The following is a 25,400-nucleotide window of genomic DNA, read 5'->3' as shown; positions in this document are numbered from 1 at the left end:
AGCTGAAATAATCTGCGCCAGTGTTTCCCTTTCAGGATGGCGGTCTGGATAACGCGCCTGAATAAAAAGCACGCTATTACGCGTGCGTTAATTTATTTTGCATATGCTTCAGTAGATAACGTGATGGTCACGTTATCACTCACCGCTGGCACATACTTATCAAGCTTGAAGTCTGAACGTTTGATTACACCCGTCGCATCAAAGCCAATAGCCTCTTTTTTCACCATCGGATGCATGTCCTGCTTATTCAGGGTTGCATGCAGCACTACCGGTTTGGTGATGCCTTTAATGGTCAGGTTACCTTCAACATCATATTTATTTCCGCCTTTGCTTTCCACTTTGGTACTCTGGAAAGTGGCCTCTGGGAACGTTTTGACATCGAAGTATTCTTTGCCTAAAAATTCATCGGTTAACGCTTTGACATGCGTGTCAATGGTTTTTACCGGCAGAGTAACGTTAACAGAAGATTTTTCAGGGTTTTTTTTGTCAAAAGACAATTTTCCTGAAACATCAGAGATATAGGCTGTAGGGTTAGAGAAGCCGAAATGGTTCCAGGCAATAACAACCGACGTGTGCTGCGGATCCAGGTTATATTCCGTCGCCGCGGCTTGTGAAACAGGGATATATAAGGCAAGCAGAGAAAGAAATGCTGTTTTTTTCAAAACGTTCACAAAAAGCTCCTTACATGGTCAGGTACGAAAATAGTAGCCAAAAATTAAGAAGCGTTTATTGAAAACATTTGTTATTCCCTTTCAAAATTTTTAATCAATTACGAATACCCCTACAATAACCCTGCGTGAACTTTACGCAAAGCAATTAATAGAATTTAAAAAATGATCATCTGCAACTTTAACCTTGAGGCGTGATTTTTATTGGCCAATGTCAGCGTGTTATGTGTGCCTTTATCATTCGGGTAATGCAATTTTGGGGGCCGTGAAATCACTGCGTTCCTGAATGTAGGAAGCTTGTCTAAGCCCGGTGCAATACCTTCCGAAAACCAGAGGATAATCCGTATTTACCCTATGGCTTAATATCGATCAGGAAAAAGTGACCCGCATCGATATGCGTATCCAGTCAATTTCAAAAAAAAGAGTAATAACCATGGTTTAAGCTGTTAGCTGATTTAATGTTCATATGAAACATTAAAGTGCAATATATTATTCTGTATTTCCTGTCCGTTATAGTTGTTTCCGTTTCATTGTATTTGGCGTTTTTTTTGCTATATCGCGCCAGGCTTGCATAAAAAACAATCAACAAATAAATAAAATACAAGATCTTACATAACGGACTTACACAATCTATTAACAATTCAATATAATTCCTGGCATCGATGTTTTGTCGCCATTTTCTATCCCGGCATTATGCTTCATTTATGCCGTCTGGCTTACTGCGGGGTTAAACATCGATAGTTAAATAAGAAATAGTTTTATTTCATGGTGTTATCAGGAGAGTTATTATGTCAGATACGAATCCCCGCTCATCCGGCTGGTTAGGCCTGTGGTGCCTGCTGGTCGGCGTGATACTGCTTGCGACAGGCCTGTTCTTTGTCATCGGCGGTTATAAACTGGTTTCCCTGGGGGGAAGCTGGTATTTCCTTATTGCCGGGGTTATTACCCTGCTCGCCGCGATTCAGTTTTTCCGCCGCAAGTCGTCCGCGGTGTGGCTGTTTGCTCTGGTATTCGTGGGTACCCTGATTTGGGCACTGTTTGATGCCGGCTTCGACTTCTGGCCGCTCGTTTCCCGTTTGATGGTACCCGCCGGGTTGATGCTGCTGGCGGCGGCCACCTGGCCTGCGCTACGTAAGCATGAAGGAAAGCCTTACAGCACCAAAGGGGCATGGGGGGTCTGCGTTGTTCTGGTTATCGCCATGGGCGTCACCTTTGTTCAGATGTTTCAGCCCCATCCCACAGTGGCGTTCAGCGGCGAGAAATTACCGCTGGTGCCGGTAAAAGAAGACGCTAAACAGCAAAACTGGGACCACTACGGCAATACTGCCGGCGGTAGCCGCTTTGTGGCGTTGGACCAGATCACGCGTGACAATGTAAAAAACCTGAAACCCGTCTGGACCTTCCATACTGGCGACACCCCGTTAAGCCCGGATGGCAATGGCGCAGAAGATCAGCAAACACCGCTGCAGGTAGGCGATCGTGTTTTCCTCTGTACCCCGCATAACAATGTGATCGCCGTCGATGCCGATAGTGGAAAAGAGATCTGGAGAGCGGAAATTAATGCGAAATCCGCCATCTGGATGCGCTGCCGAGGCCTGGCGTATTTTGATGCGACGAAGCCACTGACGCAGCCCACTGTGGCAGGCTCCTCCCCGGTTCTGCCGGCACAGGTCGCGCCAGGTGCAGCATGCCAGCGTCGCATCCTGATGAATACGATTGATGACAGATTGATCGCCTTAGACGCAGATAACGGCCAATTCTGCCCGGACTTCGGGACGAACGGCAGCGTGAATCTGCGGGAAGGGATGGGCGCTGCGGCAGATCCAAGCTATGTGTTGACTTCAGCCCCGACGCTGGCTGGCACCACGGTGGTGGTTGGAGGCCGCGTGGCGGATAACGTCAGTACTGACATGCCGGGCGGCGTGGTACGCGGTTATGACGTGATCACCGGCCAGCAGCGCTGGGCATTTGATCCGCGTAATCCGGATCCCAATCATGTTCTGCAACCGGGGGAACATTACAAACGCAGTTCCGCTAACTCCTGGGCGCCCATGTCCTGGGATGCGTCTATGAATACCCTGTTTATTCCAATGGGGAGCTCCTCTGTTGACCTGTGGGGCGCAGACCGTATTCAGGGCGATCACAAATACGCCACTTCAATCCTGGCGCTGGATGCGACCACCGGGAAAGAGAAGTGGGTATACAAGACCGTGCGTAACGATCTGTGGGACTTCGATGTCCCGATGCAGCCAAGCCTGGTCGATTTCCCGACCAAAGAGGGCAACAAACCCGCCGTGGTGGTGGGGACCAAAGCGGGCCAAATCTATGTACTTGATCGCCTGACGGGTCACCCGCTTACCGAAGTGAAAGAGGTCCCGGTGAAACCGGCTGATATCCCAAATGAACAGTATCCGGCGACGCAGCCGCGCTCTGTTGGGATGCCGCAGATTGGGGCGGAAACCCTGAAAGAATCTGATATGTGGGGGGCAACGCCGTTTGATCAACTGGTCTGTCGTATCAGTTTCAAATCGATGCGTTATGACGGGCTGTACACCATGCCGGGGACCGATGTTTCCCTCAGCTTCCCGGGCTCTCTGGGAGGAATGAACTGGGGCAGCCTGTCCACCGATCCGAACAACCATTATATTTTCGTCAATGATATGCGCCTGGGTCTGTGGGTTCAGCTGATTAAGCAGGACCCGCAAAGCGCGGTGGCCAACACCGGTGGCGAGGCGGTGAACGCCGGGATGGGGGCAGTCCCGATGAAAGGAACGCCGTACTCGGTCAATAAAAACCGTTTCATGTCGCCGCTGGGGATCCCGTGTCAGAAACCACCGTTTGGTACGCTGTCCGCGATTGACCTGAAAACACAGAAAATCGTCTGGCAGGTGCCGGTCGGTACCGTCCAGGATACCGGTCCGTTTGGCGTAAAAATGCGTGCTCAGATGCCGATCGGTATGCCAACGCTGGGCGGAACCCTGGCCACTCAGGGCGGTCTGGTGTTCATTGCCGGAACCCAGGACTACTACCTGCGCGCCTTCGATTCATCGACGGGTGAAGAAGTCTGGAAAGCCCGTCTTCCGGTAGGAAGCCAGGGGGGACCCATCAGCTATGTCTCGCCGAAGACCGGCAAACAATACATCCTGATTTCCGCGGGTGGTGCCCGCCAGTCGCCGGATCGCGGTGACTACGTGATTGCCTATGCGCTCGATAAGTAACAGGTAGTTGGATCAGCGATAACGATCAAAGGCCCCCGCCGGACAGCGGGGGCCTTTTATATTAATGCATGGATGGCGAGACGGTAGGCGACGATGTGGTGGCAGGAGAGGGGATCTGACCCTGCACAGGACAGGTCAGTGAGAGAACAGCCAAACTTTTCGCGTGATGGAAAAGGGCGGCATTTTAATGTTGTGTACCAAAATGCGCCCTTTAATCTGATGGCCTGGTGTGTTTTTGTGGCTAACCAGAAAAATAACAGGGGATTTTTTTCAAAATACTTTTTTGTACGGCTTAACAGAGACCTGGCGGTAGACGCCAGCCGCAATGTACGGATCATCATTCGCCCAGGACTGAGCCGCTTCCAGCGACTCAAACTCGGCAATCACCGTTGAGCCGCTGAACCCTGCTGCGCCGGGTTCGTTGCTGTCAACGGCCGGCATTGGCCCGGCGGTAAGCAGCCGGCCTTCATCGTGTAAGAGTTGTAGACGCGCGAGATGCGCAGGGCGAACCGACAGCCGCTTTTCCAGAGAATCGGCGATATCTTCAGCGTAGATAACGTAAAGCACGGCAAAGCTCCTTATCAATAATCAGGCGAATTACGTTAAGTTAAACGGCGATGGACTGCAATGCAAAGATGCATACCGGTGTCGAATGCGCTGCCGACGCGGCTTTTTTCTGCAAATGGTGGCAAAAATTGACTCAGGTTAAGACGCCTTATTGAATATGATTGCTATTTGCATTTAAAATCGGAGCATCATTTTTCAACAGAAACGACTATGAGCGCAATGACCCTTGATTTACCTCGCCGCTTCCCGTGGCCAACGCTGCTGTCCGTGGCTATCCACGGTGCCGTTGTGGCGGGGCTGCTTTATACCTCGGTACATCAGGTTATTGAACAGCCTTCTCCGACGCAGCCGATAGAGATTACGATGGTCGCGCCGGCCGATCTTGAGCCGCCCCCGGCGGCACAGCCAGTCGTGGAGCCCGTTGTCGAACCTGATCCTGAGCCGGAACCCGAGGTGGTGCCTGAACCGCCGAAAGAAGCGCCGGTGGTTATCCATAAACCGGAACCGAAGCCGAAGCCTAAACCCAAACCGAAACCCAAGCCGGAGAAAAAGGTTGAGCAGCCCAAGCGGGACGTGAAGCCGGCAGCAGAGCCGCGTCCGGCCTCGCCGTTTGAAAACAACAATACGGCGCCAGCGCGCACCGCGCCGAGCACCTCGACCGCGGCCGCCAAACCCACCGTTACTACCCCGAGCGGCCCGCGTGCGATCAGCCGTGTCCAGCCGACCTATCCGACCCGCGCCCAGGCGCTGCGCATCGAGGGGACGGTACGGGTGAAGTTTGACGTGACGCCTGATGGCCGAATCGACAACCTGCAGATCCTCTCTGCCCAGCCGGCAAATATGTTCGAGCGCGAAGTGAAAAGCGCGATGCGCAGATGGCGTTACGAGCAGGCAAGACCGGGAACCGGCGTGACGATGACTATCAAATTCCGTCTGAATGGGGTCGAAATTAACTGATAACGGAGCCCGGCGGATCGGAGAGGTCCGCCGGGAGCCTTTTCTAACGTGCTTTTTCCATCAGCACATCGTCCAGCGCCTGCTGGGCGGTCACCAGGTGCTGGCCACCGAACAAAATTGCCCGGTTCAGCAGGGTGTACAGCTGATAGACTGGCTGACGATCGAGAAAACCTGCTGGCAGCGGTGAAACGGACTGGTAGCCGTCATAGATCTGCGGCGGCTGTTCCGGGTGCATCGGCAGCATGGCTAAATCACACTCGCGATCGCCCCAGTAGCAGGCTGGATCGAAGATGTAGGGGCCATCTGGTCCTAAGGCGCAGTTACCGGACCACAGGTCACCATGGAGCAGAGAAGGTTGCGGCTGATGGTTGGCCAGCCGCTGCTGAACCACATCGACTAAGGTATCGATATCGCCAAAGTGCAGCCCTTTCTCCGCCGCCAGCTCCAGCTGCCAGCCGATACGCTGCTCGGCAAAGAACACCGACCAGCGACGCTGCCAGGCGTTGGGCTGCGGCGTGGTGGAAAGATCGTTGTCGAAATCCAGACCAAACTGCGGCTGATCGCTCCACTGGTGCAGATGAGCTAACTGCTGGCCGAGCAGGAAGGCATTATGCGCATCCAGCGGACGGGGAGGGAGGTATTCCATGACCACAAAGCTGTAGTCACGGTCGCTGCCGACCGCAAAGACCTGCGGCACGCGAACGGTTTTGCTTCGCGACAGCAGTTCCAGCTGATCGGCCTCGGCGGTGAAGATGGGCATAAGCTCACGTTCGTCGCATTTCACGAAGTAATCTTTCCCGCCGAAGCGTAAATGCCAGGCCGAATGGATTTCCCCACCGGGCAGCTCGGTTTTCAGTTCGATTTCAGCGTTTTCGGAATGCCAATCGCGTAAAAGTGTACTGATTGCTTGCCACATGCTGTCTCTCCCCATGTTTTCCACCATATCATAAGGTTAGCGCACTGCTACCGGGTAAACCTGGAACTGACGCACAACTGACGCTTTCCGTTGCGTTAAACGCACTTATTGAGCTTTTAACCACTCGGCGAATGTGCTGACCGTAATCTCTGCCGGGCGGCCCAGGGCCGATTCCGCCAGTCCTGCGCTGAGGGCCTTAACTTCATCAGCATCCTGGGCGCTGAGCAGGCCAAAGGTGTTGGTCCCCAGCTCATGGGGATTGCCGTCTTCATCATTGAGCGTCAGTACGAACCCGGCGCGGGTAAAGTGGTTGCTGACCTCGTTGATCTCCGTCAGCGCCTGTTCGTGAAAGGCGACGCTGGTGACCCAGGCGGTTATCTCATTGCTCATCTCTACACCCCATTGTTATCCATAGCCTTTCCAGCATAGACCATCCAGCCAATATCGTGACTCCCTCCGCCGACGCGGAGGGGCAGGGAAGATCAGCGACCGCAGAGATAATCGTAGATTTTTTGCGTATTGGCCTGCGAGCAGAGACGGGTGCCCTGATTGATCGTCGCGGCGCTACCGGCGGCGACGCCAAAGCGAACCATATCCTCCAGCCCGGCGTTTTCCGCCAGACGCAGGGTCATGGCGCCCACCATGCTGTCGCCGGCGCCGACGGTGCTCTGGCTTTTCATCGGCGGCGGCACCACCTGAACGCTGCCGCTGGCGTCAACGCCTAACGCCCCCTGCGGCCCGAGCGAAACCACCACCCGGCGTACTTTACCGGACTGGATCAACGACTGGGCGGCAAGGCGTACGTCATCGGGTTGGCTCAGATCGCGCTGTACGAGGGCGCTGAGCTCTTTCTGGTTCGGCTTCACCAGCTCAATATTGCCGACGTCCAGCGCCGCAGCCAGCGCGTCGCCGGAGCTGTCGATAATGCAGCGCAGCCCCTGCTGTTGCGCGTTTTTCACCAGTTGCGTCAGGTTTTCGACGCTGATACCTGGCGGCAGGCTACCACTCACCACCAGCAGCGAGCCGGGTTCGATCGTCAGGACTTTCTCTTCCAGGCGGCGGAACTCATCATCCGTCAGCGCTGCGCCGGGCATGACAAAGCGATACTGTTCGCCGCTGGCGGCCACGTGAACGTGCAGGTTTTGCCGCGTCCAGTCTCGGGTTTCGACGGTCTCGACCGGTACCTGCTCATCGGCCAGCAGGGCTGCTAAGTGCTCGCCGGTGGCGCCGCCAACCGGGAAAATGGCGGTGGCTTTACCGCCAAGAAAGGTCACGGCACGGGCGACGTTGATCCCGCCGCCGCCGGGCTCAAATACCGGCGCGCTGCAGCGGAGTTTACCTTCGGGGTAAATCTGTGGGGTCTGCGTGGCGCTATCCAGCGAGGGGGCCAGCGTTAGCGTATAAATTTTGGTCATTCCTTCTCCTCCTTAATACGGCGACTGTATTTTATTTAAGCATGGCACGATGACTCCGGGAGGGAAAGTGATGTTCCTGAGAGATTTGCAAAGAAGCTTGTATTTTCATTATGAAATAAAGATTGTTTCCGGAGCTGTCTTATTCAAAAAACGAAAGAGTAAGTGATTGCTATGTTATTCGTGCTTTTTTATAATTTGCTACCTTTCTTAGGACCTGCACACCGCGATCCTCGCGAAAGTTTCCGGGACCCTCAGGTCTCTTTTATGTTGTACGGACGCTAAATTCAATGAGCGGGCAGGTTGTGTCTGTTCATCATTTGTACTGTCCTAAAAAATGTATTTTAGAGAGTTATAATGAAGCTTTTAAAGACAGTACCCGCAGCGGTTATGCTGGCGGGGGGGCTTTTTGCGTCTGTTGGCGCAATGGCCGATGATTCTGTATTTACCGTCATGGATGACCCTTCCGCTGCTAAAAAACCTTTCGAAGGTGTGGTTAACGCAGGCTACCTGGCGCAGTCCGGCAACACCAAGAACTCCTCGATGACGGCAGATTCCACCTTGACCTGGTATGGTAATACCACCGCATGGTCGCTGTGGGGGAACGCCAGCAACACCTCTTCCAACGATGAGCGATCCTCAGAAAAATATGCAGTCGGTGGGCGTAGCCGCTATAACCTGACCGATATGAACTATCTCTTTGGTCAGGGCAGCTGGCTGACCGACCGCTATAATGGCTATCAGCAGCGTGATGTCCTGACGGCGGGTTATGGTCGTCAGATCCTCAACGGTCCCGTGCACAGCCTGCGGTTTGAATTCGGTCCTGGCGTCCGCTATGACGAGTTTACCGATGGAGAAACCGATACTCAGCCGCTGGGTTACGCCTCCGGCACCTGGGCCTGGCAGATGACCGATAACGCCAAATTTACGCAAGGGGTATCGGTGTTTGGCGCTGAGGACACCACCGTCAACTCTGAGAGCGCGTTAAACGTGGCGATTAACGCCCATTTCGCGCTGAAAGTCGCTTACAACGTGACCTGGAACTCGGCGCCGCCTTCCTCTGCGCCGGAGCATACCGATCGCCGGACGTCGCTGTCCCTTGGGTATAAAATGTAATATTTTCAGGCCGGGTTTTCCCGGCCTGTTCGTTTTAAATTTAGCAATTAGTGGCATTATTTTTTCTGACCTTTCGTTTTAGTTTTTATAAAAAGAAATAGCCCTCCATCTTTTCTCCATTATTCCCGATTTGTTGACAAATATTCATTCTATTTGACACGAAAAGCTAAATATTTGACGGACAAATATGTGATCTGGATCTATACTGAGATGCACTGACCTGGCGGAGAAATCGCGCGGTCTGTCTTCCGTAATAAGAGAATGAACATCATGAAAAACACTCAATTTACCATCGCAGCCCTGGCGCTGTGCGTGCTTTCTTTTGGCGCATCAGCTGCCACGCCAGTCCCGCCGTCGGGCAACCAGGACCATACTCAGATAGGCATCGCCAAAGCGACTGACGTTGAGGCTGGCTCGAATATCGCCCCCGGTTCCCGGACCACCGGACAATCCATGAGCGATGCCTTTAATGTGCATACGCTGGTGGCCGGCGAGTGGTCATAATATACCAGACCTTTATTTCGCCGTACGTCAATTAAGCCGGGTGAAGCGGTACCGGTTTAACGCGCTGCGTTAAAGATTAAGTATGCAATATCATTGCGTCTCTTCTATCACGTCCGAATAATATTATCCGGCTTTGCCGGGGATTATTCTCGCCTGCAGTAGCAGGATATTCGTCTTTTTATCTCAATCTCTCTTGTTTTCTCCACATTCCGCCATCATTTATACGCTTGCGGCTTTAATCACGTACCAATGATGTGTAAACTACTCTCCGGTGTTATCAGCAGGCGGTGGCAGGCGGGAACGGTCCATCCGGTCGTCCTCCTTTTTTCGCAGAGTGAAGCGGGAACTGCGCCTTAACCTGATGATAATTATGATTATATAGTTTTGTATGTGCTCTTTCGTGTGGGGCACCACTGCAAATAAGGACATAAAATGCCTGTAATTACGCTTCCTGATGGCAGTCAACGCCATTTTGACCACGCTGTTAGCCCCATGGATGTTGCGCTGGATATCGGTCCAGGCCTGGCGAAAGCCACCATTGCCGGGCGGGTAAACGGTGAACTGGTAGACGCCTGCGACCCGATCGAAACGGATTCCACTCTCTCTATTATCACTGCGAAAGATGAAGAAGGGCTGGAGATCATTCGTCACTCCTGTGCGCACCTGTTAGGCCATGCCATTAAACAGCTGTGGCCCAACACCAAAATGGCTATCGGTCCGGTTGTCGATAATGGCTTCTACTATGACGTAGACCTCGACCACACCCTGACTCAGGAAGATATCGACGCGCTCGAAAAACGTATGCATGAGCTCGCCGAGAAAAACTACGATGTCATCAAGAAGAAAGTCAGCTGGCACGAAGCGCGTGAAACCTTCGTGAAGCGCGGGGAAACCTATAAAGTTTCAATTCTTGACGAAAACATTGCTCATGATGATAAGCCGGGTCTGTATCATCATGAAGAATATATCGATATGTGCCGCGGCCCGCACGTACCGAATATGCGCTTCTGTCATCACTTCAAGCTGATGAAAACCGCCGGTGCCTACTGGCGCGGCGACAGCAACAATAAAATGTTGCAGCGTATCTACGGCACCGCGTGGGCGGATAAAAAAGCGCTGAATGCCTATCTGCAGCGTCTTGAAGAAGCCGCCAAGCGTGACCACCGTAAAATTGGCAAGCAGCTCGACCTGTATCATATGCAGGAAGAGGCGCCGGGTATGGTGTTCTGGCATAACGATGGCTGGACCATCTTCCGTGAACTGGAAACATTCGTTCGTTCTAAACTGAAAGAGTACCAGTATCAGGAAGTAAAAGGTCCGTTCATGATGGACCGTGTGCTGTGGGAGAAAACCGGCCACTGGGACAACTACAAAGATGCGATGTTCACCACCTCTTCCGAGAACCGTGAATACTGCATTAAGCCGATGAACTGCCCGGGCCACGTGCAGATCTTCAACCAGGGGCTGAAATCCTACCGCGATCTGCCGCTGCGTATGGCGGAATTCGGTAGCTGTCACCGTAACGAACCGTCTGGCGCGCTGCACGGCCTGATGCGTGTTCGCGGCTTTACCCAGGATGATGCGCATATCTTCTGTACTGAAGATCAGGTTCGCGATGAAGTGAACGCCTGTATTCGTATGGTCTACGATATGTACAGCACCTTTGGCTTCGAGAAGATCGTCGTCAAACTGTCGACTCGCCCGGAAAAACGTATCGGTAGCGATGAGACCTGGGATCGCGCGGAAGCGGATCTGGCAGTGGCGCTGGAAGAAAATAACATCCCATTTGAGTATCAACTGGGCGAAGGGGCCTTCTACGGCCCGAAAATTGAATTTACCCTGTATGACTGCCTCGATCGTGCATGGCAGTGCGGTACGGTACAGCTGGACTTCTCTCTGCCGCAACGTTTAAGCGCCTCCTATGTGGGCGAAAACAACGAGCGTCAGGTGCCGGTCATGATTCACCGTGCGATTCTCGGTTCTCTGGAGCGCTTCATTGGCATCCTGACCGAAGAGTTCGCTGGCTTCTTCCCAACCTGGATTGCACCAGTGCAGGTAGTGGTCATGAATATTACCGATTCTCAGGCTGAATACGTTAACGAATTGACGCGTAAACTACAAAATGCGGGCATTCGTGTAAAAGCAGACTTGAGAAATGAGAAGATTGGCTTTAAAATCCGCGAGCACACTTTACGTCGTGTCCCGTATATGTTGGTCTGTGGCGACAAAGAAGTCGAAGCCGGTAAAGTGGCCGTGCGCACCCGTCGCGGGAAAGACCTCGGCAGCATGGACGTAAGTGAAGTGATTGAGAAGCTGCAACAAGAGATTCGCAGCCGCAGTCTTCAACAACTGGAGGAATAAGGTATTAAAGGCGGAAAACGAGTTCAAACGGCACGTCCGAATCGTATCAATGGCGAGATTCGCGCCCTGGAAGTTCGCTTGACAGGTCTGGAAGGCGAAGCTTTGGGTATTGTGAGTCTGAGAGAAGCTCTCGAAAAGGCTGAAGAGGCCGGAGTAGATTTAGTTGAAATCAGCCCTAACGCCGAACCGCCAGTTTGTCGTATCATGGACTACGGCAAGTTCCTTTATGAAAAGAGTAAGTCTTCTAAGGAACAGAAGAAAAAGCAAAAAGTTATCCAGGTTAAGGAAATTAAATTCCGTCCTGGGACCGATGATGGTGATTACCAGGTAAAACTCCGCAGCCTGGTTCGCTTTCTCGAAGATGGCGATAAGGCTAAGATCACACTGCGTTTCCGCGGTCGTGAGATGGCCCACCAGCAGATCGGTATGGAAGTGCTTACGCGCGTCCGTGACGATCTGAGTGAACTGGCAGTAGTCGAATCCTTCCCTACGAAGATCGAAGGCCGCCAGATGATCATGGTGCTCGCTCCTAAGAAGAAACAGTAAGGCCTTCAAGTAGCGATGTCAGTGGAGCCTTAGGGCTTCACTGATGTTGTTCGCCTATGTTTCGTTTATTAACAATGCGAAGTGGAAGTTATTAAGATGCCAAAAATTAAGACCGTACGCGGTGCTGCTAAGCGCTTCAAAAAAACCGGTAAAGGTGGTTTTAAGCACAAGCACGCTAACCTGCGTCACATTCTGACTAAAAAAGCTACCAAGCGTAAACGTCACCTGCGTCCGAAAGCCATGGTTTCCAAAGGCGATCTGGGCCTGGTTATCGCGTGCCTGCCGTACGCATAAGTCGTTAACGTTTAACTTTTTTAACTTAGAATAGATACAGGAGAGCACACATGGCTCGCGTAAAACGTGGTGTAATTGCACGTGCACGTCACAAGAAAATTTTGAAACAAGCTAAAGGCTACTACGGTGCGCGTTCTCGCGTATACCGCGTTGCCTTCCAGGCTGTTATCAAAGCTGGTCAGTACGCTTACCGTGACCGTCGTCAACGTAAACGTCAGTTCCGTCAACTGTGGATTGCACGTATCAACGCAGCAGCACGTCAGAACGGTATTTCTTACAGCAAATTCATCAACGGCCTGAAAAAAGCCTCTGTTGAAATCGACCGTAAGATCCTGGCTGACATCGCCGTATTCGACAAAGTAGCGTTCACCGCTCTGGTCGAAAAAGCGAAAGCAGCTCTGGCATAAGCCAGTTGAAAGAGGGAGCTTGTCTCCCTCTTTTCGTTTCAACACCATCAATACATTGACTTTTATTGGCGCAGGCTTTTCAATACAGGTCTGACGTTTCTTACCAGACAAGGTAATGCAAGCATGAATGCTGCTATTTTCCGCTTCTTTTTTTACTTTAGCACCTGAACTCAGGAGGCTAGCGCGTGAAAGAAGAAACGGAAAACAGCGCCAGAAAGCCTCCCCTGTGGAGGCTTTTTTCGTATATGGATTCGGGATATTAATTTCACTATAACCGGTGTCTGCACCGACATAATGAGGAAAACCATGTCACATCTCGCAGAGCTGGTTGCCAGTGCCAAGGCAGCCATTAACGAGGCATCAGATGTTGCTGCGCTGGACAACGTCCGCGTGGAATACCTGGGTAAAAAAGGGCATCTGACCCTGCAAATGACCACCCTGCGTGAGTTACCGCCGGAAGAGCGTCCGGCAGCCGGCGCGGTCATCAACGAAGCGAAAGAGCAGGTACAGCAGGCGCTGAACGCGCGTAAAGCTGATCTGGAAGGCGCAGCGCTGAATGCGCGTCTGGCCGCAGAGACCATTGACGTCTCGCTGCCAGGTCGCCGCATTGAAAATGGCGGCCTGCATCCGGTCACTCGCACCATCGACCGTATTGAAAGTTTCTTCGGTGAGCTCGGCTTTACCGTGGCGACTGGCCCGGAAATCGAAGATGATTACCACAACTTCGATGCGCTGAATATTCCGGGTCATCATCCGGCGCGCGCTGACCACGACACTTTCTGGTTCGATGCCACTCGCCTGCTGCGTACTCAGACCTCCGGCGTGCAGATCCGCACCATGGAAAACCAGCAACCGCCCATCCGCATTATCGCGCCGGGCCGCGTCTATCGTAACGACTACGATCAGACCCACACCCCGATGTTCCATCAGATGGAAGGTCTGATTGTTGATAAGAACATCAGCTTCACCAACCTGAAAGGGACTTTGCACGACTTCCTGAACAACTTCTTTGAAGAAGATCTGCAGGTGCGCTTCCGTCCGTCCTACTTCCCGTTCACCGAGCCGTCCGCAGAAGTTGATGTGATGGGGAAAAACGGCAAATGGCTGGAAGTGCTGGGCTGCGGGATGGTACACCCGAACGTGCTGCGTAACGTGGGTATCGATCCGGAAGTCTACTCCGGCTTCGCCTTCGGTATGGGGATGGAGCGTCTGACCATGCTGCGTTATGGCGTGACCGATTTGCGCGCATTCTTCGAAAACGATCTGCGTTTCCTCAAACAGTTTAAATAAGGGCAGGACAGAACAATGAAATTCAGTGAACTGTGGTTACGCGAGTGGGTTAACCCGGCGATCGACAGCGAAGCGCTTTCCGATCAGATCACCATGGCGGGCCTCGAAGTCGATGGCGTTGAGCCGGTTGCCGGCAGCTTCAACGGCGTAGTGGTCGGTGAAGTGGTGGAGTGCGGCCAGCATCCAAATGCTGACAAACTGCGCGTCACCAAAGTCAACGTGGGCGGTGAACGCCTGCTGGATATCGTCTGCGGCGCGCCAAACTGCCGTCAGGGACTGAAGGTCGCGGTAGCCACCATCGGCGCCGTACTGCCGGGCGATTTTAAAATTAAAGCGGCGAAGCTGCGCGGCGAACCGTCAGAAGGGATGCTGTGCTCCTTCTCCGAGCTGGGTATTTCCGACGACCATAGCGGTATCATCGAACTGCCGGCGGATGCGCCGATCGGCACTGATATTCGTGAATACCTCAAGCTTGACGATAACACTATCGAAATCAGCGTCACGCCAAACCGTGCCGACTGCCTGGGTATCATCGGTGTGGCGCGCGATGTCGCTGTGCTGAACAAAGCGCCGCTGAACGCGCCGGAAATCACGCCGGTTGTCGCGACCATTGACGACGTGCTGCCGATTCAGGTTGACGCGCCGCAGGCGTGCCCGCGCTATCTGGGCCGCGTGGTGAAAGGCATCAACGTCAAAGCGCCGACCCCGCTGTGGATGAAAGAGAAGCTGCGTCGCTGCGGGATCCGCTCTATCGATGCAGTGGTTGACGTGACCAACTATGTGCTGCTTGAGCTGGGCCAGCCGATGCACGCCTTTGACCGCGACCGTATCGAAGGCGGGATCGTGGTGCGCATGGCGAAAGAGGGTGAAACCCTGGTGCTGCTCGATGGCTCTGAAGCGAAGCTCGACAGTGACACCCTGGTTATTGCTGACCATAACAAAGCGCTGGCGATGGGCGGGATCTTCGGCGGGGAACACTCCGGTGTTAACGACGAAACCCAGAACGTGCTGCTGGAGTGTGCCTTCTTCAGCCCGCTGTCCATTACCGGCCGCGCGCGCCGTCACGGCCTGCACACCGATGCCTCTCATCGCTATGAGCGCGGCGTCGATCCGGCGCTGCAGTATAAAGCGCTGGAGCGTGCCACGCGTCTGCTGATCGACCTCTGCGGCGGTGAAGCCGGCCCGGTGATCGACGTGACCCACGAAGAGACCCTGCCAAAACGCGCCACCATTACCCTGCGTCGTAGCAAACTGGATCGCCTGATTGGCCACCATATCGATGACGCGCAGGTCACCGACATTCTGCAGCGGCTCGGCTGTGAAGTGACGGTGGGTCAGGGCGAGTGGCAGGCAGTCGCCCCGAGCTGGCGTTTCGACATGGAGATCGAAGAAGATCTGGTCGAAGAAGTGGCTCGCGTTTATGGCTACAACAACATTCCTGATGAGCCAGTACAGGCGGGTCTGATCATGGGTACCCACCGTGAAGCTGACCTGTCGCTGAAGCGCGTAAAAACGCTGCTGAACGACAAAGGCTATCAGGAAGTGATCACCTACAGCTTTGTTGACCCTAAAGTCCAGCAGCTGATCCACGCCGGGGAAGAGGCGCTGATCCTGCCAAGCCCGATCTCCAGCGAAATGTCGGCGATGCGTCTGTCGCTGTGGACTGGCCTGCTGGGGACCGTGGTCTACAACCAGAACCGTCAGCAGAGCCGCGTGCGCATCTTTGAGAGCGGTCTGCGCTTCGTGCCGGATACTCAGGCGCCGCTGGGCATTCGTCAGGATGTGATGCTGGCCGGGGCGATCTGCGGCAACCGTTACGAAGAGCACTGGACGCTGGCGAAAGAGACGGTCGATTTCTATGATCTGAAGGGCGATCTGGAATCCGTTCTGGATTTAACCGGTAAATTGGCCGACATCGAGTTCCGTGGCGAAGCGATAACTGCGCTGCATCCAGGCCAATCCGCAGCGATTTATCTTAAAGGTGAACGCATTGGTTTCATTGGGGTTGTTCATCCGGAGCTGGAACGTAAACTGGATCTGAACGGTCGCACTCTGGTGTTCGAACTGGAGTGGAACAAGCTCGCAGACCGCGTGGTGCCTCAGGCGCGCGATATTTCCCGCTTCCCGGCGAACCGTCGCGACATCGCGGTACTGGTCGCTGAAAACGTGGCTGCTGCCGATGTTTTAGCCGAATGTAAGAAAGTTGGCGTAAATCAGGTAGTTGGCGTAAACTTATTTGACGTGTACCGTGGTAAAGGTGTGGCGGAAGGGTATAAGAGCCTTGCGATTAGCCTGATCCTGCAGGATACCAGCCGTACACTCGAAGAAGAGGAGATTGCCGCTACCGTTGCCAGATGTGTAGAGGCATTAAAAGAGCGATTCCAGGCATCATTGAGGGATTGAACCTATGGCGCTTACAAAAGCTGAAATGTCAGAATATCTGTTTGATAAGCTTGGGCTTAGCAAGCGGGATGCCAAAGAACTGGTCGAGTTGTTTTTCGAAGAGATCCGTCGTGCTCTGGAAAACGGAGAACAGGTCAAACTCTCCGGGTTCGGCAACTTCGATTTGCGGGATAAAAACCAACGCCCGGGACGTAACCCGAAGACGGGGGAGGATATTCCCATTACAGCCCGGCGCGTGGTGACCTTCAGACCCGGTCAGAAGCTGAAAAGCCGTGTCGAAAACGCGTCACCGAAAGACAAATAATCTGAACTAATTAAAAAGGCCGCATTGCGGCCTTTTTCTTTTCTATACGTCCTTACGCTTTGACGGCGGTGAGCATGATCTCCACCAGGATATCCGGTCGCGCCATCTCTGCCTGAACGGTTGCTCGCGCCGGGCTCTGGCCTTCCGGCATCCACTGTACCCACACGTCATTGAAGGCGACAAAATCACGTTCGATATCTTTCAGCCAGATCTGCGCGGAGAGAATATGTCGCTTATCGCTCCCGGCCCCGGCCAGCAGGGCGTCGATCTTCTCCAGCACTTCGCGGGTTTGTAAAACAATATCGTCTTCGTTACTTTTTGGCGTCTGCCCGGAGAGGAACAGCAGATTGCCATACTCAACGCTGGCGGAAAGGCGAGGTTGTGGATTATTGCGAATAATGGTCATGCGGTTTGTTTCCATGTGAGACCTTCTAAAGAAATAGTGGGTGCCTGATTGTCGATTAACGCGCCCAGCACCACCGCGCTGCCGGCGGCGAGGGTAAAGCCGAGACTACCCTGGCCGAGGTTCATCCACAGATTGGGGTATCCGGCGCGCCCCAGCATCGGCGGGCCTGCTGGTGTTGACGGACGCATGCCGGTCCAGGCTTCGGCCTTGTCCAGCCCCTCGAGTTCGGGAAAGCTGCGGGCAACGATGTTTTTCAGCGCCTGAATGCGGCTCTCGCGCAGTTGGTCGCCGTCGTAGCCGATGTCCACCATCGCCGCGATGCGCAGTTGTTGGCCAAGGCGGGCATACACGATTTTGTGCCCGTAATCGGTGACGCTGATGTTCGGGGCAATTCCTGCTTTCTCAGGATAGGGCAGGGTCAGGCTGTACCCCTTCAGGGCGCACAGCGGCACGCGAACCCCCAGATGCCCAAGCAGAGGACCGCTACCGTTACCGGCGGCGACGACATAATCATCGCCGGTGATGGTCCCTCGGCTGGTCTCCAGCGAACTGATGCGTCCGCCGCGCTTATTGAGCCGCTGCACCTCACAGTGGGTCAGCAGGCTAAAGTCGTTGCTGGCATTGAGCTTGTCGAGCAGGGCAAGGCAGAACTGATGGCAATCTGCCGTTTCATCGCCCGGCGAATAAATTCCGCCCTGCAGCGAAGGGCTGATATGTCTGAGTGCCGGCTCCAGCTGCAGACAGGCTTCAGCATTCAGCGCTTGCTGATACTGAGGATCTATTCCTTTTGCCGCTTTATTAAAATCATATTCGCGGCGATGGATAATTAATTTACCGCTGCGCCGCCAGTGAAAATCGGCAAGATTATCCTCATCCTGCCACGACTGCATGACCTGACGGCTGAGCAACGACAGGCGCAAAATATGATTGCCGTTCATTTTATTAGTCTGGCTATTACAGGCACGCAGGAACTGCAGCAGCCAGCGCCACTGCTGGAAAGACATCTTAAGACGCATATTCAGCGGCGAATCGGCTTTGCCCATCCATTTAATCCCCTGCAGGGGAACGCCGCTATCGGCAAGGGGGGCAACGTAGCGATAACTTAATTGTCCGCCGTTAGCAAAACTGGTGGCACTGCCCGGTTCGGCATTGCGCTCCAGTAATTGCACCCGATGGCCGCGCTTAATCAGTTCCCAGGCCGTGGCCAGACCGACCACGCCGCCGCCGATAATGACAATGCGTTTGTTCATAACCCGATATATCCACCGCTGATCAATTTATCGGGTTATGTCAAAGCATTTACCCCAGCGGCGCAATTGACTTTTTATGGTCAGGGTATAACCGCAGGTTAATCTCCTTGAGTTGCTGGCGCAGACGCTGGCAGAGAAAATCGACGAACTTTTGCGCCATTGGACTCAGCGAAACATCGGCCCGGCGCAGCAGGCAGAGGTTGATGGCAATCGGCGGCGTAATGGGGTGGATCATCTCGGGATCCAGGTTGTGCTGGGCGGAAAAGATATCAGTGATGCTGCAGCCCATACCGCGCTTCACGAACTCGGTGGCCATATAGTAGGTCTGGACGTTAAGCCGGGTGGTGGAAAAGTCGCGACGGGTGGCGATGGCGGCTGAGAGCGAGTGCGGCCCTGGCGAGATCCAGCGCTGCTGGTCGATCTGGCTGATGTCCACCGCTCCCTGACGATAATGACGGTCGATGTACACCAGCGGCACTTCGGCAATCAGGGTGGTCAGGATCTCTCCCTGCTGCACCGGCTGCAGCGTCAGCGCTAAATCTATCTCACGTAAATCCAGTTTCCTGACCAGCGTCTCGGTGTGCTCGGTGGTGAGCGTCATCACCAGGTTGCTGTTTTGCTGATAAAAGTCGGTCACCAGCTCTGGCACCAGGCTTAATCCCAGACTCGGCAGGCAGCCTAAGGTGATTTTGGCGCGCGGATCGCGGGCCAGGTTGTCGGCCAGCAGACGCAGATTATCGAGGTCCTGATAGATGCTCTGCGCTTTTTCGAAAAGTGTGATCGCCTCGCTGGTCGGCAGCAGCTTGCCGCGCACCCGCTGAAAGAGGGTAAAGCCCAGTTTCATCTCGGCGCTTTTTAACGCTTTGCTGGCCGCTGGCTGGGAGATATTGAGCGCTTCCGCCGCCCGTGACAGCGAGCCGCAGGTCATTACGGCATGAAAGATTTCCAGATGACGCAGTTTCATGAACAGTTAACTCAGGGTTATAGCCTACCGATAAAAAGTCATTTTCCACTAACACTAAGTTAACATAAATTTAATCTCCAATCAGCGCTCCGGTTACATATTGTGCTGTAGACCCCGCCTGATGGCGGAATATTACGCTCTCAGAATCTATTCCTTTGTACCCAAACGCACCCTCAGGCTCGCGGCCAATAATGAAAAAGAGGGCGGATGTTTTCTGAGCAGGCCCCAATACACCACCTGACCTTTACGGTCGGATTGATTGGCATTAAGGAGTGTTATGAGTGACTCAACGCTCACAGGCAATGCGCCTGTCAGACGAAATATCACGCGGAAAAACGTTATTATTGGTCTGTTATTGCTGCTGTTCGTGTTGATCGCGCTGTGGTGCCACGGTCGTCCGGGCAGCGAGCTTGGCCTGCTGGGATTTACGCCGCTGGTGGCGCTAGCGATATTATCGCTGATCGGCGTTGATATTGTGCTGGCGGTGATCTCCTCGATTATTATCGCCATGATAATGACCTCGACCGGCCTGCCGGAAATGGGCACGATGCTGGCGAAATCCACAGGGTCATTTATCGCCACCGTAGGGCTTATCATTATGCTCGGCGCCGGCGTGGGGGAAGTGGCCACCCGCACCGGCGCAGCGGTTGAGCTGGTGAAATTCGTGGTCCATCGTATTGGGCTGTCGAGCCAGACGCGGGTTAAGTTCGGCATTGTGGTGTCATCAATTTTAATTTGTGGTTCGCTGGGCACCATGGCCGGTGGAAACGCCATTATCGTGGCCGTGATCATTCCGGTGGCGGCAGCGGTACGCTTAACGCCGCCGACGGTCGCCGCGCTGATGATGACCGCCGGCTCCGTTGGGCTCTTTACCGGGCCCTTCACCCCCAGCACCGTGACGATCCTCAGCCTCGGCGGGTTGAGCTATCCGGATTATCTGCTGTACGTCGGTCTGCCGATGAGTGCGGTGACGCTGCTGGCCGGCTGGGTCATGGCGGGGCGGATCCAGAAGATGACCGAAGGCAAACTGCGCTATGACGTCGATCTCTCGGAAAAGCCGAAAGAGGATCTCAGCGCCGCGCAGCAGCGTCGGCGTAAATTAAGCGCGCTGGCCTTCGCCGCGACGATCATTGTAATGGCGGTGGTTGGCGTGGTGATCAAAGCCGGATTCAGCTTTGCGATTATCGTGATGCTGCTGGTGGCGCTGATGACCGGGCTGGTAGGCGGCCTGCGGCCGACGCAGATCCTGCAGGCGCTATATCACGGTTGCGGCCGTCTGGTGTGGATGTTTATCCTCTACTGGCTGTATAACCCAATCCTTGAACTGATGGATGGTCTGCATGCCTATCAGGGGCTGCTGGAGTATACCCAACCGCTGCTTGAGGGGATCTCCCCGGCCTGGCTGTGCTTTAGCATCTTCGCGTTCAATATTATCGGCCATGTGCCCGGTGCGGCGGTGGCACAGATGACGTTTACCCATAAAATCTTTGGCCCGATGCTGATGGCCGCCGGCGTGCCGCCGCAGGGGACCACCGCGGTGCTGCTGGCCTCGTCTCAGGTGGACTGGTTCGGTCCGTTTCCCTCATCGGACATGTTCGGCCAGATGGGGCTGGCGCAGTCCACGCATCTGAAATATATGCTCTATAACGGCTGGGCAATCGTGGTGGCGAATATCATTCTCTTTGCGCTGCTGTTTCAGATCCTGGTGTGACGAACGACCGCCGACGCGGTGGAGGTCTTCCTCCGCGTCGACAAACGGGCGCGAGGTTTTCCTTTTCTCACCGGGACACCCACCGTAAAATCAGTCTCTTGTTCCCACTGCGTAATGGAATCTATGCTGACTCTCGCCCATCTTCAACAGCGCCGCAGCCGGCGTTGGCTCTTTGGATTAACGCTGTTGCTCCTGGTCACGCTACTGATCAGCCTGTGCGCGGGCGATCAATGGATCCCGCCTGGAGAATGGCTGAGCGCGAAAGGCCAGTTGTTCATCTGGCAGATCCGCCTGCCGCGAACCCTGGCGGTGCTGCTGGTGGGGGCGGCGCTGGCGCTCTCCGGGGCGATTATGCAGGCACTGTTTGAAAATCCGCTGGCGGAGCCGGGTCTGCTGGGCGTCTCCAACGGGGCGGGCGTTGGGCTGATTGCCGCCGTCCTGCTGGGGAAAGGGGTCTTGCCCGGCTGGGCGCTCGGCCTGTGCGCGATCCTCGGCGCGCTGCTGATCACCTTTATTCTGCTACGTTTTGCCCGCCGCCATCTGTCTACCAGTCGTCTGCTGCTGGCGGGGGTGGCGCTGGGGATCATCTGCAGCGCCCTGATGACCTGGGCGGTCTACTTCTCCACCTCTTTTGACCTGCGTCAGCTGATGTACTGGATGATGGGCGGGTTTGGCGGCGTCGACTGGCAGCAGTTGTGGCTGATGATAGCCCTCCTGCCGGTGCTCTGCTGGGTCTGTCTGCAGTCGCAACCCCTGAATTTACTGGCGCTGGGCGAGGTCTCCGCTCGTCAGCTCGGGCTGCCGCTGTGGCTATGGCGCAAGCTGCTGGTGGTGGCGACCGGATGGTTGGTTGGCGTTAGCGTGGCGCTGGCGGGGGCAATTGGCTTTATCGGCCTGGTGATCCCGCACATTCTGCGATTATGCGGCTTAAGCGATCACCGGGTGTTGCTCCCGGCCTGTATGCTGGCGGGGGCGAGCGCCTTGCTGGGGGCGGATATCATTGCCCGACTGGCGCTTTCCGCCGCAGAGCTGCCGATTGGCGTGGTGACGGCGACGCTGGGCGCGCCTGTATTTATCTGGTTGCTGCTGCGTTCGCGGGTGCGAGGATAGCGCGGCGCCGTCGGCAGGGACGGCGCCGGTTCAGGCTTACCAGCCTTTAATCGCGTCGCCTTTGTAGACTTCCTTCGCTTTTTCCGCGACTTCGCTGGTCTGGAAGGCGGCCTTCAGCTCCTGAATTTTCTTGCTGTCCTTATTGTCCTCGCGGGCGACAATCGCATTCACGTAAGGGGAATCCGGCCCCTCCATAAACAGACCGTCGCGGGCGGCCGACAGGCCCGCCTGAGCGGAGAAGTTGGTGTTAATAATTGACAGGCTGACGTTCGGATCATCAAGGGTACGGGTCAGCTGCGGGGTATCCACTTCAACAATTTTCAGCTGTTTCGGGTTGTCGATGATATCCAGCGTGGTGGGTAAATAGCCGACGCCCGGTTTCAGCTTGAGTAACCCCTGCGCCTGGAGCAGCAGCAGGCTGCGGCCCAGGGTAGTGGTTTCATTAGAAATGGTCACCGTCGCCCCATCGGGCAGTTCGCTGATGTTTTTGATCCGGTGAGAATAGGCGGCGATAGGGAAGACAAAGGTTTTACCGACCACCGCAAATTTATAGCCGCGCTCTTTCGACTGCGCCTCAAGGTACGGCAGGGTCTGGAAGGCGTTGGCATCCACATCTTTGTTGTTCAGCGCTTCGTTGGGCAGCACATAATCATTGAAGGAGACTACTTCGACGTCAAGATGATATTTATCCTTCGCCACCTGCTCCACCACTTTCCAGATGGCTTCGTCCGGCCCGGTATTAATAGCGACTTTCACTTTATTATCTTCATCCGGAGAGCAAGCGCTCAGCAGAGCGACAGAGGTGGCGATTAACGCCAGACTAAACAACTTCTTCATCAATAAAACTCTCTTAAATTAACAAGTAACGAAACCATATTACATTACCGGGATACTGTACACGGAAATGGTCGACTGCCCAATTGAGAGGATTTCATGTTGCCGGCGGCCAGCGAAGCGCTGTTACATCATGCGACAACTCGGGGGGATTGGCAGTAGAATGGCGGCCGCTGAATCCGCTACAGTAGATAGGGATCACCTTCACCGGAAACCGGTTTATCCATTGAGGACAGGCTATGCAACATGACATTCTGAATACCGAAGTGACGACCATTGATGGCGAGAAAACCACCCTGGCATCCTTTGCCGGCAAGGTGCTGTTGATCGTCAATGTGGCCTCGAAATGCGGCCTGACGCCGCAGTATGAGCAACTGGAGGATCTGCAAAAGCAGTTTGCCGGCGAGGGCTTTAGCGTGCTGGGGTTCCCCTGCAACCAGTTCCTCGGCCAGGAGCCGGGCAGTGAAGAAGAGATTAAGACCTTCTGCAGCACCACCTACGGCGTCACCTTCCCGCTGTTCAGCAAAATTGACGTCAACGGTGAACATCGCGCGCCGTTGTATCAAAAACTGATTGCCGCCGCGCCGAAAGCGGTGGCCCCGGAAGGCAGCGGTTTTTATGAGCGGATGGCCAGCAAAGGCCGGGCGCCGCTGTATGTGGACGACATTCTGTGGAATTTCGAAAAATTCCTCGTCGATCGCCAGGGCAACGTCATTCAGCGCTTCTCTCCGGATATGACGCCGGACGATCCGCAGCTGGTGGCGGCGATTAAAGGAGCGCTGGCGAAATAATGGCGTTTCTGATGCAGCTACAGGATGTAGAGACGGCGGGGCGCCTGGCCCCGTTCTCTGCGGCTTTTCGCGCCGGGGAGATTGTCCACCTGGTGGGGCCGAACGGCGCAGGGAAGAGCACGCTGCTGACCCGCATGGCGGGGCTGTCCGACGGCCCCGGCACGGTTCATTTTAACGGACGGCGGCTTGACGAGTGGCCGGCGACGGAGCTGGCGCGCCGTCGCGGATATCTGTGTCAACACCAGACCCCGCCGTTCGCCATGCCGGTGTGGCACTACCTGACGCTGCATATGCAGCAGCAGGGCGATAGCGCCCGTCTGAGCGATATCGCGGCCAGGCTTGGTCTGGACAATAAGCTGGACCGTCAGGTTAATCAGCTTTCGGGCGGTGAGTGGCAGCGCGTGCGGCTGGCGGCAGTGATCCTGCAGATCGATCCCTTGAGTCATCCCGCGGGCCAACTGCTGCTGCTGGATGAGCCGATGAACAGTCTGGATGTGGCCCAGCAGGCGGCGCTGGATCGGCTGTTACGTGAGCTGAGCGCGGCGGGGATTGCGGTGGTGATGAGCAGCCACGATCTCAACCATACCCTGCGCCATGCCGGACAAAGCTGGCTGCTCTGCCAGGGCGAAGCCATCGCCTGCGGAGAGACCGCCGAGGTGCTGAATGAGGAAAATTTAACCGCTGCCTATGCGATCCCGTTCCAGCGCGTGGAGGTGGCCGGTCATATAATGCTCATCGCGTCACAGTAGCACGCAGTCACCTTGTCAGTGTATTGATAAACAAGCTAAATTATTGCGATAAAGAGACTAGGGACAGAGGGATCATCTGAAATGCGCTTCTGGTTCATGTTGGCGGCGGCGTTAATTTTAGCCGGCTGCAGCAGCCATCGGGCACCGCCGCCGAATCCACGGCTGGCTGACTCCATCACGGTGGTGGCGAATCTGAACGAGCAGTTGCGTAGCTGGCGTGGCGCACCGTATCGCTACGGCGGCATGACGCCGCGCGGCGTTGACTGCTCCGGCTTCGTGGTGCGCACGTTTCGCGATAAATTTGCCCTCCAGCTGCCGCGTGAAACCCGCGAGCAGGCGGAAATCGGCACCCGTATCGATAAGCGCGATCTGCTGCCCGGCGATCTGGTGTTCTTCAAAACCGGCTCAGGGGAGAGCGGTTTGCACGTTGGCATCTACGATACCGACAACCAGTTTATCCATGCCTCCACCAGCCAGGGCGTCACCCGTTCCTCGCTGGATAACGTCTACTGGAACAAAAAGTTCTGGCAGGCGCGGCGTATCTGACGTCATTCAGAAGCAAGAGGGAAGCGAGCGCTTCCCTTTTTTATGCCGATAACCCTGCACTCCGCCCGTGTTAATC

The 25,400-nt window shown here is 54.9% G+C and carries 25 protein-coding genes, 1 pseudogene and 1 other annotated feature; of the genes and pseudogenes, 17 read left to right on the top strand and 9 right to left on the bottom strand.

Going from position 1 to position 25,400, the window contains the following annotated elements:
- Positions 1–92: 92 nt before the first annotated feature.
- Positions 93–703 (bottom strand): annotated as a pseudogene (locus CWM53_RS25780) (YceI family protein).
- Between the two features lie 753 nt (positions 704–1,456).
- On the opposite strand from CWM53_RS25780, the gene CWM53_RS25775 reads away from it, so the two are divergent.
- On the top strand, positions 1,457–3,886 hold the full coding sequence (locus tag CWM53_RS25775; protein WP_100729514.1) for a glucose/quinate/shikimate family membrane-bound PQQ-dependent dehydrogenase: 2,430 nt from the start codon (positions 1,457–1,459) through the stop codon (positions 3,884–3,886).
- A gap of 270 nt (positions 3,887–4,156) precedes the next feature.
- Here CWM53_RS25775 and CWM53_RS25770 read toward each other — a convergent pair whose 3' ends face one another.
- Complete coding sequence (locus CWM53_RS25770; RefSeq protein ID WP_008804420.1) at positions 4,157–4,453, bottom strand: YciI family protein; 297 nt, start codon at positions 4,451–4,453, stop codon at positions 4,157–4,159.
- A gap of 210 nt (positions 4,454–4,663) precedes the next feature.
- On the opposite strand from CWM53_RS25770, the gene tonB reads away from it, so the two are divergent.
- Positions 4,664–5,410 (top strand): TonB system transport protein TonB, encoded by a 747-nt coding sequence (tonB, locus tag CWM53_RS25765; RefSeq protein ID WP_100630681.1) that lies wholly within the window; start codon positions 4,664–4,666, stop codon positions 5,408–5,410.
- 43 nt (positions 5,411–5,453) lie between these two features.
- On the opposite strand, the gene CWM53_RS25760 is transcribed toward tonB, so the two are convergent.
- From CWM53_RS25760 to pfkB, 3 genes are all read right to left on the bottom strand, one after another.
- Positions 5,454–6,326 (bottom strand): fructosamine kinase family protein, encoded by an 873-nt coding sequence (locus tag CWM53_RS25760; RefSeq protein WP_100729513.1) that lies wholly within the window; start codon positions 6,324–6,326, stop codon positions 5,454–5,456.
- A gap of 105 nt (positions 6,327–6,431) precedes the next feature.
- On the bottom strand, positions 6,432–6,716 hold the full coding sequence (gene ghoS, locus CWM53_RS25755; protein WP_100630680.1) for a type V toxin-antitoxin system endoribonuclease antitoxin GhoS: 285 nt from the start codon (positions 6,714–6,716) through the stop codon (positions 6,432–6,434).
- Positions 6,717–6,808: 92 nt separating this feature from the next.
- The gene (gene pfkB / locus CWM53_RS25750; protein WP_074385542.1) at positions 6,809–7,741 is read right to left on the bottom strand and encodes a 6-phosphofructokinase II; all 933 of its coding nucleotides are present in this window, start codon (positions 7,739–7,741) and stop codon (positions 6,809–6,811) included.
- Between the two features lie 354 nt (positions 7,742–8,095).
- On the opposite strand from pfkB, the gene CWM53_RS25745 reads away from it, so the two are divergent.
- The 10 genes from CWM53_RS25745 to ihfA all read left to right on the top strand — a co-directional run bounded on the left by CWM53_RS25745 (position 8,096) and on the right by ihfA (position 16,963).
- Positions 8,096–8,854: a YdiY family protein gene (locus tag CWM53_RS25745; RefSeq protein WP_061154219.1), complete on the top strand. Its 759-nt coding sequence runs from the start codon at positions 8,096–8,098 to the stop codon at positions 8,852–8,854.
- A gap of 270 nt (positions 8,855–9,124) precedes the next feature.
- Complete coding sequence (locus tag CWM53_RS25740) at positions 9,125–9,358, top strand: hypothetical protein (protein WP_061154220.1); 234 nt, start codon at positions 9,125–9,127, stop codon at positions 9,356–9,358.
- Between the two features lie 432 nt (positions 9,359–9,790).
- Positions 9,791–11,719, top strand: a complete 1,929-nt coding sequence (thrS, locus tag CWM53_RS25735) for a threonine--tRNA ligase (protein WP_008804433.1) — start codon at positions 9,791–9,793, stop codon at positions 11,717–11,719.
- 3 nt (positions 11,720–11,722) lie between these two features.
- Entirely contained in the window at positions 11,723–12,265 is a 543-nt protein-coding gene (gene infC / locus CWM53_RS25730; RefSeq protein WP_012967832.1) for a translation initiation factor IF-3, read from the top strand.
- Positions 12,266–12,361: 96 nt separating this feature from the next.
- Positions 12,362–12,559 carry a 50S ribosomal protein L35 gene (gene rpmI, locus CWM53_RS25725; protein ID WP_001124225.1) on the top strand — a complete coding sequence of 66 codons (198 nt, stop codon included), beginning with the start codon at positions 12,362–12,364 and terminating at the stop codon, positions 12,557–12,559.
- A 50-nt stretch (positions 12,560–12,609) separates the two neighbouring features.
- Positions 12,610–12,966 (top strand): 50S ribosomal protein L20, encoded by a 357-nt coding sequence (rplT, locus tag CWM53_RS25720; protein ID WP_000124850.1) that lies wholly within the window; start codon positions 12,610–12,612, stop codon positions 12,964–12,966.
- 118 nt (positions 12,967–13,084) lie between these two features.
- Positions 13,085–13,209: a sequence feature (Phe leader region), on the top strand.
- Positions 13,090–13,134: a pheST operon leader peptide PheM gene (gene pheM, locus CWM53_RS31415; protein WP_001386830.1), complete on the top strand. Its 45-nt coding sequence runs from the start codon at positions 13,090–13,092 to the stop codon at positions 13,132–13,134. Its footprint overlaps the feature before it by 45 nt.
- Positions 13,210–13,272: 63 nt before the next feature.
- Positions 13,273–14,256 carry a phenylalanine--tRNA ligase subunit alpha gene (gene pheS, locus CWM53_RS25715; protein ID WP_008804435.1) on the top strand — a complete coding sequence of 328 codons (984 nt, stop codon included), beginning with the start codon at positions 13,273–13,275 and terminating at the stop codon, positions 14,254–14,256.
- Positions 14,257–14,271: 15 nt separating this feature from the next.
- A complete protein-coding gene (gene pheT, locus CWM53_RS25710) occupies positions 14,272–16,659 on the top strand; it encodes a phenylalanine--tRNA ligase subunit beta (protein WP_100729512.1) in 2,388 nt (795 codons plus the stop codon).
- A gap of 4 nt (positions 16,660–16,663) precedes the next feature.
- Entirely contained in the window at positions 16,664–16,963 is a 300-nt protein-coding gene (gene ihfA / locus CWM53_RS25705; RefSeq protein WP_002909098.1) for an integration host factor subunit alpha, read from the top strand.
- A gap of 52 nt (positions 16,964–17,015) precedes the next feature.
- On the opposite strand, the gene CWM53_RS25700 is transcribed toward ihfA, so the two are convergent.
- The 3 genes from CWM53_RS25700 to CWM53_RS25690 are packed head-to-tail and all read right to left on the bottom strand — an operon-like array spanning position 17,016 to position 19,583.
- Complete coding sequence (locus CWM53_RS25700) at positions 17,016–17,369, bottom strand: RidA family protein (protein WP_074385546.1); 354 nt, start codon at positions 17,367–17,369, stop codon at positions 17,016–17,018.
- On the bottom strand, positions 17,366–18,631 hold the full coding sequence (locus tag CWM53_RS25695; RefSeq protein WP_342211105.1) for a D-amino acid dehydrogenase: 1,266 nt from the start codon (positions 18,629–18,631) through the stop codon (positions 17,366–17,368). The genes CWM53_RS25700 and CWM53_RS25695 overlap by 4 nt, the downstream gene beginning before the upstream one ends.
- Before the next feature lie 37 nt (positions 18,632–18,668).
- Complete coding sequence (locus CWM53_RS25690) at positions 18,669–19,583, bottom strand: LysR family transcriptional regulator (RefSeq protein ID WP_048268542.1); 915 nt, start codon at positions 19,581–19,583, stop codon at positions 18,669–18,671.
- A gap of 277 nt (positions 19,584–19,860) precedes the next feature.
- Here CWM53_RS25690 and CWM53_RS25685 point away from each other — a divergent pair, with 277 nt between their 5' ends.
- Together CWM53_RS25685 and btuC are read left to right on the top strand one after the other, a co-directional pair.
- The gene (locus CWM53_RS25685; RefSeq protein WP_061154228.1) at positions 19,861–21,294 is read left to right on the top strand and encodes a gluconate:proton symporter; all 1,434 of its coding nucleotides are present in this window, start codon (positions 19,861–19,863) and stop codon (positions 21,292–21,294) included.
- A 123-nt stretch (positions 21,295–21,417) separates the two neighbouring features.
- Positions 21,418–22,404 (top strand): vitamin B12 ABC transporter permease BtuC, encoded by a 987-nt coding sequence (btuC, locus tag CWM53_RS25680; protein ID WP_061154229.1) that lies wholly within the window; start codon positions 21,418–21,420, stop codon positions 22,402–22,404.
- Positions 22,405–22,440: 36 nt separating this feature from the next.
- Here the strand turns inward: btuC and CWM53_RS25675 are convergent, their stop codons facing one another.
- On the bottom strand, positions 22,441–23,241 hold the full coding sequence (locus CWM53_RS25675) for a MetQ/NlpA family ABC transporter substrate-binding protein (protein WP_061154230.1): 801 nt from the start codon (positions 23,239–23,241) through the stop codon (positions 22,441–22,443).
- Positions 23,242–23,477: 236 nt separating this feature from the next.
- On the opposite strand from CWM53_RS25675, the gene CWM53_RS25670 reads away from it, so the two are divergent.
- The 3 genes from CWM53_RS25670 (at position 23,478) to CWM53_RS25660 (ending at position 25,324) form a co-directional block, all read left to right on the top strand.
- A complete protein-coding gene (locus CWM53_RS25670) occupies positions 23,478–24,029 on the top strand; it encodes a glutathione peroxidase (RefSeq protein ID WP_074385548.1) in 552 nt (183 codons plus the stop codon).
- Positions 24,029–24,778, top strand: coding sequence for a vitamin B12 ABC transporter ATP-binding protein BtuD (btuD, locus tag CWM53_RS25665; protein ID WP_100729510.1), 750 nt, complete (start codon positions 24,029–24,031; stop codon positions 24,776–24,778). Before CWM53_RS25670 ends, btuD begins: the two co-directional genes overlap by 1 nt.
- Positions 24,779–24,859: 81 nt before the next feature.
- Positions 24,860–25,324, top strand: coding sequence for an NlpC/P60 family protein (locus CWM53_RS25660; protein ID WP_002909082.1), 465 nt, complete (start codon positions 24,860–24,862; stop codon positions 25,322–25,324).
- Positions 25,325–25,400: the final 76 nt, after the last annotated feature.

It is taken from the genome of Klebsiella sp. A-Nf5, from assembly GCF_002810545.1.
GTDB classification, from domain to species: domain Bacteria; phylum Pseudomonadota; class Gammaproteobacteria; order Enterobacterales; family Enterobacteriaceae; genus Klebsiella; species Klebsiella variicola.
Note: the sequence above shows the minus strand (reverse complement) of the source record. Positions and strands in the feature narration are given on the sequence as shown.